The sequence below is a fragment of the Paenibacillus algorifonticola genome, assembly GCF_000971975.1.
GTDB classification, from domain to species: Bacteria; Bacillota; Bacilli; order Paenibacillales; family Paenibacillaceae; genus Pristimantibacillus; species Pristimantibacillus algorifonticola.
Map to the genome: position 1 here is coordinate 44996 of NZ_KQ040785.1, position 12342 is coordinate 57337.

A 12342-nucleotide genomic window follows, 5' to 3' on the forward strand; every position below is an offset into this window, starting at 1 on the left:
CTTTTCTATTGCTGATATCCGGTAGGGGAGAGAGAAATATATGCTGGTTGTCTATGATTCCAAGACGGGCAATGTCAAAAGATTTATTAACAAATTGAATATGCGCGTTATGCCGATTGAAGAGCAGGAAGCGATCCAGGAGCCATTCGTTCTCATTACGTATACGACAGGTTTCGGACAGGTGCCGGAACGGGTCATGTCGTTCCTGAAGCGCAACAGCAAACATCTTCGCGGCGTATCCGCCAGCGGCAACCGCAATTGGGGAACGGGCTTTGCCAAAAGCGCAGATACGATTGCCGAGCTATACAATGTCCCTGTTATTTCTAAATTTGAGTTGTCCGGAACGAAATACGATACGGAAAACTTTGTTGAAAGGGTGCGAACCATTGAAGCATATTGAGTTGAATAATGAGCTGATGCAGCGCGGAGCTGACGGCTTTTACCAGTTGGACAAGGATAAAGAGGCAGTAGAAGCATTTATGGAGGAAGTTGAGCAGAAGAGCGTGAAGTTCGCCTCGCTCCAGGAGAAGCTTGACTACTTGATCGGCAATGACTACTACGATAACGTTTTTGACCATTATACATATGAGCAAGTTGAGGCTGTATTTGATTTAACGGCAAACAGCAGCTTCCAGTTTCAGTCGTATATGGCGATTTCCAAGTTTTACAAAGACTATGCCATGAAAACGAATGACAAGCTGCAATATCTGGAGCAATATCCGGACCGCGTTGCGATTGTTGCGCTGCATTTGGGCGAAGGCGACGCAGCGAGAGCGCTGCGCATTGCAGAAGCGATGATTGAGCAGCGGCTGCAGCCGGCAACTCCAACCTTCCTTAATGCGGGCAAAAGCCGCCGCGGCGAGATGGTATCCTGCTTCCTGCTGGAAATGGACGATTCGCTCAATTCCATCAACTATGTCATTGGCACGTGCATGCAGCTGTCGAAAATCGGCGGCGGCGTAGCGGTCAACCTCTCGAAGCTGCGCGGACGCGGCGAGCCGATCAAAGGTGTCGAGGGTGCGGCGAAAGGCATTATGCCAGTGCTTAAGCTAATGGAGGATGCGTTCTCCTATGCCGATCAAATGGGACAGCGCAAAGGCTCTGGCGCAGGTTATTATAATATTTTTGGCTGGGACGTTATTGAGTTCCTCGATTGCAAAAAAATTAACGCCGATGAGAAGACACGGATCAAAACGCTGTCGATCGGCCTTATTATACCGAACAAATTTTATGAGCTGGCTGCGCAAAACAAGCCGTTGTACGTCTTCGGACCACATTCCGTCCATAAAGCTTACGGCAAATATTTGGACGATATGGACATGGATGAAATGTACGAGGAGCTGCTTGCGAACGATTTGGTGAAAAAGAAAGTGGTCATGAACGCACGCGACATGATGACGAAAATCGCTTCGATCCAGCTGGAATCCGGCTATCCTTACATTATGAACAAATCGAATGCGAACCGCGTTCATGCGCTTAAAGATGTAGGCGGGGTTAAGATGTCGAACCTTTGCACAGAGATTTTCCAACTGCAAGAGACGTCGGTTATTAACGACTATGGCACGGATGACCTGATTCAGCGCGATATTAGCTGCAACTTGGCATCGCTGAACATCGTAAACGTCATGGAGCTTAAGAAAATCAAGGAATCGGTTCATGTCGGCATCGAGGCGCTTACGACAGTCAGCGACCTTTCGAAAATCGACAATGCTCCAGGCGTACGCAAAGCGAATGAAGAGCTGCATTCCGTCGGCCTAGGCGCGATGAACCTGAACGGCTATCTGGCGAAAAACCACATTGCTTACGAAAGCGACGAGGCGAAGGAGTTCGCTAGCACGTTCTTCATGATGATGAACTATTATTCGCTGGAGCAAAGTATGGAAATTGCCAAAGAGCGCGGCGAAACGTTCAAGGATTTTGACCGTTCCGAATATGCGAAGGGCACTTACTTCTCGCGTTATGAAGAGACGGATTTCCGTCCGGTCAGCGCTGCGGTAAAAGCGTTGTTCGAAGGCATGGAGATTCCTTCTCCTGAGGACTGGACTGCGCTTAAGGCGAAGGTGCAGCAGCATGGCCTGTACCACGCTTACCGTTTGGCTATCGCGCCAACGCAAAGCATCTCGTACATTCAAAATGCGACATCGAGCGTTATGCCGATCGTTGAGCATATCGAGACGCGGACGTATGCGAACTCGACAACCTATTATCCAATGCCGTTTTTGTCGCAGGACAACTTCTTCTATTACAAATCGGCTTACAATATCGATCAGTTCAAGCTTATTGATCTGATTGCAGAAATTCAGCAGCATGTGGATCAAGGCATTTCCACTGTTCTGCACGTAAACAGCAACGTGACGACTCGCGAGCTGGCCCGCTTCTACATTTATGCAGCGCATAAAGGACTGAAGTCGCTCTATTACACAAGAACGAAACGTCTATCCGTAGAAGAGTGCACAAGCTGCGCGGTTTAAAAAAAGAAAATAGATTTGCGCAAAAAGATAAGGTTGCGGGGCGGCCGCTCTAGGTGCCGTCACGCAGCCTTTTACAAAGGAGCCTAATATATAATGAAGGCAGTTAACTGGAACCGCCCGGATGATGATTTTACGCTGACGTTCTGGCAGCAGAACGTAATGCAATTCTGGACGGACGAAGAGATCCCTCTATCCGACGATAAAATGGACTGGATGGAAATGAGCGATGCTGAGCGCAGCTTATACAAAAACGTGCTTGGCGGATTGACGCTGCTGGATACGATTCAGGGTGGTATTGGCATGCCGAAGATTTTGGAGCATGTGGATGGCTTGCAGCGCAAAGCGGTGCTTTCTTTTATGTCGATGATGGAGCAAATTCATGCCAAATCGTACAGCAGCATTTTCACGACGCTCGCGTCTACAGAGGAGATCGACGAGATTTTCCAATGGGTAGAGAAAAACGAGCAGCTGCAACGAAAAGCGGAGCTTATTTCCTCATGGTATGAAGGCATTAGCACGAAGCAGGATCTGTATAAAGCAATGGCAGCTTCCGTATTTTTGGAAAGCTACTTGTTCTACAGCGGCTTCTTCTATCCGCTTTATTTGGCAGGTCAAGGTAAAATGACGAGCAGCGGCGAAATTATCGACCTTATTTTGCGTGACGAGAGCATCCACGGCTTGTACGTTGGTGTGCTGGCACAGGAGCTGTTTAACACCTTCACGCCAGAGGAGCAGACTTCGCTTAAGGCTGAGCTGGATCAACTGCTTAACGACCTGTACGAAAACGAGGTTATTTATACCGACTCGCTGTATTCGCCGCTTGGCCTAGAGGAAGAAGTAAAAACTTATGTGCGTTATAATGCGAATAAAGCGCTGATGAATCTTGGCTTTGACGGTGTGTTCCCAGATGAGCCGGTCAATCCAATCGTATTCAATGGCATCAGCACACACACAAAGCAGCATGATTTCTTCTCCAAAAAAGGCAATGGCTACGTACGGACGATTCACGTCGAGCAATTGAATGACGATGATTTTGTATTTAATTTCTAATCATATTTCTAACATTTATTAAGCATTCGGTTATTGCGACCGAATGCTTTTTTTCATTGACTTAGCGATTCTTGAAGTAATGAGAAGCCTGAAATATGCAGAAGGCAAATCATTCCATGCTTAATTAACTAAATAGCATAGCCAGAACAATGACGTCGAGAAAATTTTTGGTAGCCTCATGCATTAAATACTGCCGCAGCACGCCCTCCTGCTGAAAACCAAGCTTTTTCAACACGTTCAGCGAAGCGGCATTTTCAGGATGGACCTCGGCTTGAATGCGGCGTGCGTGAATATGCTTGTTATTGAAATGCATAACAGCCTGAAGCGCTTCGGACATAATGCCCTGATTCCAATAAGCGGGATTCAGGTCATAACCTAGTGTGAGCGGATAACGGGGCGCTTCCTCAAACGTCCCTCTTGTCGGCATCAGCATCACCGTTCCCAAAATAGGGGAGCTGTCTTGCAGCGTAATGCCCCATGGAATGAGCTTGCGCTCTGCATAAGCTTCGTTCCAGGAGTCTATTAGCATTTTGGAAGCTTCAATGGAGTCTGGGCCAAGCCAGTCCAAATGCCGAGTCACCTTCATATCCGAATAAAAAGCATGCAAGTCTGCGGCGTCCTGTGTAACCATTTGGCGCAGTGTTAATCTTTTCGTATGTAGAAAAGGGAATGAGGAAAACAAATCGTCGAAGCCCATGCGGTTCACTCGCCTTTTATAGAAGATGGGATGCGAGCCTATCATATCCTAGCTTGCTTAAACGAAAATGAAAAAGCAGCTGCAACCAGCTTGCTTTTATGCTATATTAGGCATTGCCTAATAAAATAAGCTATTGCCTACATTTATGTACATATAAAAGGAGGAGAATCATTTGCTAGAGTGGATGCTTCGGCAGGTTATGGCGGAGCGAGGCATTTGGTCGGGTGCGGCATTGGCGCGACTGCTTCAGGAGAAAGCGGACTATCGTCTGTCTGCACCTTCGATTAGTGCGCTGCTTACCGGGCAGCCGAAACAAATGAAGGCGGATACGCTTGATGCGCTTTGCACGGCGCTGGATTGCTCGCCGAGTGTGCTATGGGTGCATACGCCTCCTGCCAAAACGAAAGGAGCTTGACCAAGTGACTATTAAAGCTATTTTGCCGTTCGGCGACCCGATATTGCGTAAAAAAGCGCGTCCTGTTGAAACGGTAGATGCGAGAATACTAAAGCTGCTCAGTGACATGGCCGATACGTTATATGAAAGTGAAGGACGGGCGGGATTAGCCGCTCCCCAGATCGGTATTTTAAGAAGGGTCATTGTAATGGATTGCGGGGACGGGCTGATCGAGCTCGTCAATCCGGAAATTTTATCGATGGAGGGCGAGCAGACGGGAGCGGAGAGCTGCTTGTCTTTTCCAGGCTATTACGGGCGGGTGAAGCGGGCGGAGAAGGTTACGGTGCGCAGCTTAAACCGAGCGGGCGAAAGCGTTATTTTTCACGGTGAAGGTTTTCTCGCCCGCTGCATGCAGCATGAAATCGACCATTTGGACGGCGTGCTGTTCATTGACCATATGAAGGAGCGATGGCTGGTTCACGAGCATACCCAGGAACGGATAGAGCTGCTGCCTGTGCTGCGGCTGAGCCATGTTGCCCATTCGGGATAAAGGACTACCGCTCTCTAGGGCAATCATGTTACACTATTGTCGGGTGAAAGCTCATCCTAACGCAACTGTTCTGACCGATGAAAAGGGGGAATTCGCGTGGACAACTGCTCAATTATTACGAAGCCAACGCTTCATTTAGTAGGGATTAGTTATTGCGGTCCGTATTCTACTTTTCCAGATGAGGCGATTCGCCTGCAAAGCGAGTTTCTTGCCCGCAAGCATGAGCTGAATACCACGTCGAAGGCGCCGCTGCTGTACAGCCCGTATTTTGGAAACGAAGTATTTGCAACTTATTGGGCCTGCTACGAAATGCCGCCGTCAGAGGACGTGCCGGGTGGCATGGTGCAGTTCACCATCCCAACCCATCGATATGCGATGGTTGCATCGACGAACAAACGAATTGGAGAAGCCTACGAGCAGCTATTCGCCTGGATGAACGAGCAGGAGCTTGAGAAGCATCAGAGCGCTGTCGCGCTTGAAGTCTTTTATATTCAGGAGCAGCATTTGGAGGAGGAAGCGGTTGAGCTTCTTATTCCGCTTGCCGATTAGAACAAGCTGTGCCATACAAATTTGGTGGCGTTATAATAGGAGAGGAGTCCTGAGCGGGACGCCTCCTTTTTATTTGTTGATAAACACGAGCAGAAAGGGGACTGAGGCCAGCATGGTGCCTATTTACATAGTAGATGCATTTACGAGTGAAGCGTTTGGCGGCAATCCGGCAGCGGTATGTATGCTGGAAGCACTGAGTGATGAAGGGTGGATGCAAAAAGTAGCGGCGGAGATGAATTTGTCCGAGACCGCTTTTGTGGCACCGCGCGAGGACGGTTATGAGCTGCGATGGTTTACGCCTGCGCGCGAGGTCGATTTATGCGGACATGCTACGCTCGCTGCTGCTTTCGTATTGTGGAAGACGGAGCGCTTGAGGCTGAGTCAGGCGGCAGCCTTTTGGACGAAAAGCGGCGTGCTGACTGTAGAGCTAGGGGAAGATGAGGCGGAAATGACGATGGACTTCCCTTCAGAGCCGCCGGCTCCGGCCAAAGCGCCCGAGGCGCTCATTGAGGGACTGGGGCTCATTCCGCGTTATACGGGACGCAACCGTATGGATTATGTCGTTGAAGTGGACAGTGAGCAGACCGTGCGCGGGCTTAAGCCGGATTTCTCGCAGCTATGCTTGCTGGATGGGCGGGGTGTCATTGTGACGGCTCGTGCTGAAGGGCAGGCAGCCTATGACTTTGTATCGCGGGCTTTTTATCCGAATGCGGGCGTGCTGGAGGACCCAGTGACAGGATCGGCGCATTGCGCGCTGGCGCCTTACTGGGCGAAGCGACTGCACAGAGACGAGCTGGTAGGTTATCAAGCGTCGGCTCGCGGCGGTTTTGTAAAGGTGAAAAATACAATGGATCGCGTTCAATTGATCGGACAAGCCGTTCTATTGATGCGCGGAGAGCTGGAGGAGATTTAAGCGATGATGAAGCTAAAATGGCCAAGAGAGCAGAAGCAGCAGCTGATTGAGCAGGTACAGCACTACTTTGAGCTGGAGCGTTCGGAGGAGATTGGTTCGATTGCAGCGGAGCAGCTGCTTGACCATATGGTTGCGCTGCTCGGTCCGCATGTCTATAATCAGGCGATTCAGGATGCGAGAAAGACAGTGGTCGAACGAATGCAAGCGATGGAAGACGAGCTGTATGCGCTGGAGAAAAATGTTTCCGCACCGCGCGGGGGCTCTCGCTAAAAGGCTGAAGGAGTGTTTATGCAAGTGGAAATAAGCAAAGCGAATATGAAATACGACATTATTTTGTTTGATATCGACGATACGCTGCTCGATTATGGGCAGGCGGAGTCTCATGCCTTCACAAGCTCCTGCCGGGATTTTGCCATAACGCTTGCAGGCAGCGACTACGTGGCACGCTATCGCATCATTAACCAGCAGCTGTGGCAGGATTATGAGCAGGGCAAGGTGACGCTGGCGGAGCTGAGAGAGGAGCGGTTTAGACAGCTTTTTGCTGAAAATAATCCTCACATCGCGGCTGATGAATTTAGTACACGCTATTTGGGCTATTTAGGCGAGGGCAGCTTTCTGATCGAAGGCGCTGTAGAGCTGTGCAGCAGTCTGCATGGGCATTGCCGAATGGCAGTTATTACGAACGGCATTCGCGAGGTACAGCTGTCGCGTATTGGCAAAGCGGGGCTGAATGATTTTTTTGAGCATATTATTGTGTCGGAGGAGACGGGATATCAGAAGCCGCATAAGGGCATTTTTGACTATGCGTTCGCGAAGCTGGGAGCAACTGACCCGTCCAAAATCATCATCATCGGTGATTCCTTGACCTCCGATATGCAGGGCGGCATGAACAGCGGCATTGCTACGTGCTGGTTTAATCCGCATCGGAAGAGCAATACGACGGCAGTCAAGCCTACTTTTGAAATTCAGCAGTTGTCTGAGCTGCTTTCCATTTTAAATGGATAAATCAAACGACAGATTTTTAAAGGACTGAGGTTCCGCTATTCTGGTTTTTGAGACGGTTTGAGGCCGTAAGCGGACAGGAAAGCCGTTATGGCCCTCATTATCCCGTCAAAATAACGTTTGGCAGCGCATTAGCGTCTCCTGAGTCCGCAGCCTCTGCCATAACGCGTGATTCGGTTGAAATAGCGGCCGCTGTGTCCGTCAAGTCTATGCACGAAGCTGCCTTTGCTATATCTGAAATAGGGACGGACGGAGAGTTAACAGAGCGGATTGTAAATGTATATGGTTGGCTATCGTATTTGAATCCTGAAAATGATGATGAAGAGCTCTAAGGTCAGGCTTAGATACTAGGATACATTGAAACATATTTGCAGCAGCAGGTTAGGACATAAGTTTCTGTCCTACTCCGCCGCTGTTTTTTGTGTAATTACACTAATTTTTTGAAGTTTTAACAGAAATAACTTGATTTTATTAAAAACGAACGACTCTGTACTCATATCGTCCAACCGTAAGCGGGCCAGCCGGAACGGCAGCTCCAGACAGGGCGTCAATGCCTTCTTGCGGCAGCGTCACATGGCCGCCAGCTCCGTCCATATTAATAATGACCCAGATGACATAACCATCTCCCTGTCTAGGAGCGACAATGGTGCCTTCAGTTGCTTCAAACCGCAGCGTGACACCCGCTTCATCAGCATAGTGCAGCAGCATGCGCCGCAGCAGCGTATCCCCATCATCGCCTTGCGGCATGGAGCCGAGCATCACAAGCTTGCCTTGACCGATGCGGCGCTCGGTAATAAAAGCGGCGCCTGGCGTTAGTCCGCTATGAACGCAGCCGATTGCGGTTGCTCGGTGATCGCTGTCAGAAGCGGATGCGCCAGCTATGTCGTTGCCGCCTAGCGGCTCAAACACCGAGCTCCACATGCCAAGCGGGGCATGCAGGCCAAACGCCTGTCCGATGGCATCCGTTCCATCTATCGGATAAACGAACGTCGTTTCTACGCCAGCCAGTTTCTCGAGCTTTCCTAAAGCGGCATCGGTATGCCAGGTATGATGCTCCGTCCGTCCGCCCGTAAGCGGGCCGACGATCCAGATGCCGCCTTCCCGAACGAAGGCGATGGCACGGTCGAGGTAGTCCGGCGACAAGAAGGGCACGAATGGCGTCAGCAGCAGCTTGTAGCCGCCGAGTTCGCTGCCTTCTGTAATTAAATCGCGGTGAATGCCGAGTGCGACCAGCCGGGCATAAAAATCGGTGACGAGCCCGCGATGGTTCAGCTTGCGCAGCGGCTCGGTGCGCAAATAGGCTTTGGCGCGATCCGAATAGGTCATGGCCAGCTGTGCCTGCATGGGCGAGGTTGCTAGCAGGATCTCCTCCAGCTCGCGCCGCGCCTGCTCCACCTGGACGACATTGGCGTAGCCAATCGTCTTTTTGCCCCAAGCGCTTACCACCGAGCCATGCGGCTGCTCGCTGCCGGCGCGCTGCTGCCGCCACGGCCAATAGCAGAAGCCTCCCGCACCCAGTGCATAAGCGGCAACAGCCTCAACCCGCACATAACCAGCCGGGTGAGGTGTCGCATAGCTTTCCAGCGAGCCGCTGTAGCTGGCGCTCGTCTCCATGACCCAGAACGGCTTGCCGCGCTTGACGTTGCGCCATAGGTCGCAGTTGATCAAGTAGGCGGGCCAATTGGCGCTGGACGCATACGTATCATAGGCGCCGAAATCAAGCTGCCGGAACAGCCGTTCAATGTCCACATGGAAGGCGATGCTGTTGTTGTGAGTAATCGGCAGCGCCGAGTGGCGCCGGATGACGGCAATTTGCTCCTCGGCAAATTCTGCAAGCTTCTCCATCGAGAACAGCCGATACATCGTTTGCAGCGAGGCATGATGCAGAAACGGCGTTGCGCCCGGCTGTGGAATTTGATCAAAGCGATTATAATATTCGCTCCATATATGAGTGCCCCACGCTTCATTTAACTGCTCGATCGTGCCATACCGCTGCTCCAGCCAACTATGCCACAGCTGCAAGCATGCTGCGCACATGCATTCCGCTACATGCGCCTTGAACTCATTATCGAGCTGCCAGCCAATCAAACCCGGCAGTCCGCCAAGCTCTTGAGCGAGCCGCTCTATAATGATCGCCGAGCGCCCTCTAAAATAGGCATTGTTCGTACACGCATGCTGCCTCGACCCATGTCCCAGCGTCTCGCCTTTCTCATTGACGAACAGCCGCTCAGGATGTCCATGCGACAGCCAAATCGGTGGTGTCGCCGTCGGTGTACACATTATCGTATCGATTCCATTTTCGTGCAGCGTCTGGATGATATCAGCTAAAAATCGAACATCGATCCGATTTTCCTCAGGCTCCAGCCTCGACCAAATAAATTCGCCCATTCGCACGACATTAATGCCTGCTTGCTTCATTAAAGCAATATCCTCCGCAAGTACGTCAGCATCCCAAAGCTCAGGATACAGTGCCGCCCCATGATACAGCTTCCCTTCCAGCGGTCCCTTCATCTAAACTCACGCCTTTCCGTTCATCTTTACTTTGTACTCTAATAGGCGCTGCGCTGGGCTGGCAATCGGACTTTTTAACCGAACCATTTTTCGGGCTTGCAACCTTTTGCACAGGTTTGCACTTTCTTGGCGGAACGGCCAAAAAGCCCGCAGCAGCGCGGTTCAAGAATGTCTAATTGCGGGAAAATGCGAGCTGCCCGCATACTAAGGCTACACCGCAAGCGAGACAAGTGGGGCGAACGCGGTAGTTCAAAAGTAAACGAACGAAAGCTGGAGGTGAGCGAGGATGAAACAAATGGCGGTTATGCCGGAAGCTAGCAAGCAGCCGTCCCGGGACTATCGTCCAAGCGTGCTGGGGCGGCTTAAGAAAGACAAATGGCTGTACATATTGCTGCTGCCAGGCTTGCTTTATTTTATCGTATTTAAATATGTGCCCATGTGGGGCGTACTGCTGGCGTTCAAAAATTTTCAACCGTTTACCGGATTTTTGAAAAGCGAGTGGGTGGGACTGGAGCATTTTCAGCTGTTTTTTGCCAATCCCGAGTTTTTCATGCTGCTGCGCAATACGCTGCTGCTTTCCTTATACAATTTAGTGTTTTTCTTCCCGGCACCGATCGTGCTGGCGATATTGATGAATGAAATTCGCTTCGCACTCTTCAAACGCACGGTGCAGACGATGATTTATGTACCGCATTTCATCTCCATGGTTATTGTGGCGAGTATGACGTATGTGTTCCTGACGACGGCCGGAGGCCCGGTCAATGAAGTGCTGGAGCAATATACGGGACGAAAATTCGAATTTCTCGCCAGTCCCGAATGGTTCAAGCCGCTGATCATTATGCAAACCATTTGGAAGGAATGCGGCTGGGGGACAATTATTTTTCTCGCTGCGCTTGCAGGTGTAGATATGGAGCAATATGAGGCCGCGACTATGGATGGCGCGAATCGCTGGCGTCAAATTTGGCATATTACGCTGCCGGCAGTGCGCAGCACGATTGTAATTTTACTTATTTTACGAATGGGCAACATTCTCGAAAATGGCTTTGAACAAATTTATCTCATGCTGAACCCGCTCAACAGGCAGTCGGCAGAAGTATTCGATACGTATGTGTACATGATGGGAATCACCCAAGGCGCATTCAGCTACAGTACCGCAGTGGGGCTGTTCAAATCGCTTATCGGCGTCGTGCTTGTCGTCGGGGCGAACTATTTGGCGAAGCGCTTCGGGCAGTCGGGGCTGTACTAGCTATGAAGAAGGGGGCTTGGAAAAATGGCTAAGCATTACAATACGGTATCCAGCAGAGTGTTTGATACCGCTAATTATATCGTGCTCAGCGTCTGTGCGCTGGCGGCGGTGCTGCCTTTTATTTTCGTCATATCGGGCTCGTTCGCAACCGATGCGGAGCTGACTCAGCGTACGGTGTTTCTCATACCGAAGACGTTTTCGCTGGCGGCGTATGAATTTATTTTTTCTACGAATACGATTATGAAAAGCATTGGCGTTTCCTTATTTATCGCTACATTCGGTACGCTGGTAAACCTGTTCTTCACGGTTACGATGGCTTATCCGCTGGCACGCCGCAATTTGATGGGCCGCAATGTCGTACTGAATCTCGTTATTTTCTCGATGCTGTTCAGCGGCGGCATGATTCCGACGTATTTGGTCATTCGCGAGATGGGGATGATCGATTCCTATTGGGCGCTCATTATACCGGGGGCGATTAGCGCCTTCAACCTGATCATTATTAAAAACTTCTTCCAGGAGCTGCCGCCAGGGCTGGAGGAAGCGGCGCGCATTGACGGCTGTACGGAGCTTGGACTGCTGTGGCGCATCGTTTTGCCGCTGTCGAAGCCAGTGCTTGCGACCTTCACGCTGTTTTATGCGGTAGGCCATTGGAATGATTTTTTCGCGGCGCTGCTGTATATTAATGATCCGCAAAAATGGCCGCTTCAAGTGCTGCTGCGCCAAATTGTACTGCTGTCTCAGGCAGCGGCAGGCGACGTCAATGCGATGGATCCGTCCTTCGTCAAGCCGCCCGACCAATCGATCAAGATGGCGGTAATCGTCGTAGGCACTGTGCCGATTTTGCTCGTCTATCCGTTTTTGCAAAAGCATTTTGCCAAGGGTGTGCTTATTGGCTCAATCAAGGGCTAATGGCGAATGCACGTCAGGGCCGTTTCCGTGAGGCAACACAAACAAGCCGA

At 50.7% G+C, this 12342-nt stretch carries 14 protein-coding genes; 12 read left to right on the forward strand and 2 right to left on the reverse strand.

Annotation, left to right across the window (positions count from 1 at the left end):
- Nucleotides 1-40 precede the first annotated feature (40 nt).
- The 3 genes from nrdI to nrdF all read left to right on the forward strand — a co-directional run bounded on the left by nrdI (nucleotide 41) and on the right by nrdF (nucleotide 3521).
- Nucleotides 41-400, forward strand: a complete 360-nt coding sequence (gene nrdI, locus WH37_RS05975; protein WP_046229663.1) for a class Ib ribonucleoside-diphosphate reductase assembly flavoprotein NrdI — start codon at nucleotides 41-43, stop codon at nucleotides 398-400.
- Entirely contained in the window at nucleotides 387-2471 is a 2085-nt protein-coding gene (nrdE, locus tag WH37_RS05980; protein WP_046229664.1) for a class 1b ribonucleoside-diphosphate reductase subunit alpha, read from the forward strand. Before nrdI ends, nrdE begins: the two co-directional genes overlap by 14 nt.
- A gap of 93 nt (nucleotides 2472-2564) precedes the next feature.
- Nucleotides 2565-3521, forward strand: coding sequence for a class 1b ribonucleoside-diphosphate reductase subunit beta (gene nrdF / locus WH37_RS05985; protein ID WP_046229665.1), 957 nt, complete (start codon nucleotides 2565-2567; stop codon nucleotides 3519-3521).
- Nucleotides 3522-3645: 124 nt separating this feature from the next.
- Here the strand turns inward: nrdF and WH37_RS05990 are convergent, their stop codons facing one another.
- Nucleotides 3646-4218, reverse strand: coding sequence for a GNAT family N-acetyltransferase (locus tag WH37_RS05990; RefSeq protein ID WP_046229666.1), 573 nt, complete (start codon nucleotides 4216-4218; stop codon nucleotides 3646-3648).
- A gap of 172 nt (nucleotides 4219-4390) precedes the next feature.
- Between WH37_RS05990 and WH37_RS05995 the strand changes: the two genes are divergently transcribed.
- The 7 genes from WH37_RS05995 to WH37_RS06025 all read left to right on the forward strand — a co-directional run bounded on the left by WH37_RS05995 (nucleotide 4391) and on the right by WH37_RS06025 (nucleotide 7958).
- Nucleotides 4391-4633: a helix-turn-helix domain-containing protein gene (locus WH37_RS05995; RefSeq protein WP_046229667.1), complete on the forward strand. Its 243-nt coding sequence runs from the start codon at nucleotides 4391-4393 to the stop codon at nucleotides 4631-4633.
- 4 nt (nucleotides 4634-4637) lie between these two features.
- On the forward strand, nucleotides 4638-5162 hold the full coding sequence (gene def / locus WH37_RS06000) for a peptide deformylase (protein WP_046229668.1): 525 nt from the start codon (nucleotides 4638-4640) through the stop codon (nucleotides 5160-5162).
- A 96-nt stretch (nucleotides 5163-5258) separates the two neighbouring features.
- Nucleotides 5259-5711 carry a GyrI-like domain-containing protein gene (locus tag WH37_RS06005; RefSeq protein ID WP_046229669.1) on the forward strand — a complete coding sequence of 151 codons (453 nt, stop codon included), beginning with the start codon at nucleotides 5259-5261 and terminating at the stop codon, nucleotides 5709-5711.
- Between the two features lie 112 nt (nucleotides 5712-5823).
- Nucleotides 5824-6624, forward strand: a complete 801-nt coding sequence (locus tag WH37_RS06010) for a PhzF family phenazine biosynthesis protein (RefSeq protein WP_046229670.1) — start codon at nucleotides 5824-5826, stop codon at nucleotides 6622-6624.
- 3 nt (nucleotides 6625-6627) lie between these two features.
- The gene (locus tag WH37_RS06015) at nucleotides 6628-6894 is read left to right on the forward strand and encodes a DUF2164 domain-containing protein (protein WP_046229671.1); all 267 of its coding nucleotides are present in this window, start codon (nucleotides 6628-6630) and stop codon (nucleotides 6892-6894) included.
- Between the two features lie 45 nt (nucleotides 6895-6939).
- Nucleotides 6940-7629 carry a YjjG family noncanonical pyrimidine nucleotidase gene (locus tag WH37_RS06020; protein WP_046229697.1) on the forward strand — a complete coding sequence of 230 codons (690 nt, stop codon included), beginning with the start codon at nucleotides 6940-6942 and terminating at the stop codon, nucleotides 7627-7629.
- Between the two features lie 47 nt (nucleotides 7630-7676).
- On the forward strand, nucleotides 7677-7958 hold the full coding sequence (locus WH37_RS06025; RefSeq protein ID WP_046229672.1) for a hypothetical protein: 282 nt from the start codon (nucleotides 7677-7679) through the stop codon (nucleotides 7956-7958).
- A 139-nt stretch (nucleotides 7959-8097) separates the two neighbouring features.
- Here WH37_RS06025 and WH37_RS06030 read toward each other — a convergent pair whose 3' ends face one another.
- The gene (locus WH37_RS06030) at nucleotides 8098-10137 is read right to left on the reverse strand and encodes a beta-galactosidase (protein ID WP_046229673.1); all 2040 of its coding nucleotides are present in this window, start codon (nucleotides 10135-10137) and stop codon (nucleotides 8098-8100) included.
- Between the two features lie 286 nt (nucleotides 10138-10423).
- Between WH37_RS06030 and WH37_RS06035 the strand changes: the two genes are divergently transcribed.
- Nucleotides 10424-11383, forward strand: coding sequence for an ABC transporter permease (locus WH37_RS06035; protein ID WP_046229674.1), 960 nt, complete (start codon nucleotides 10424-10426; stop codon nucleotides 11381-11383).
- Between the two features lie 24 nt (nucleotides 11384-11407).
- Entirely contained in the window at nucleotides 11408-12292 is an 885-nt protein-coding gene (locus WH37_RS06040; RefSeq protein WP_046229675.1) for a carbohydrate ABC transporter permease, read from the forward strand.
- The last annotated feature ends 50 nt before the right edge of the window (nucleotides 12293-12342 follow it).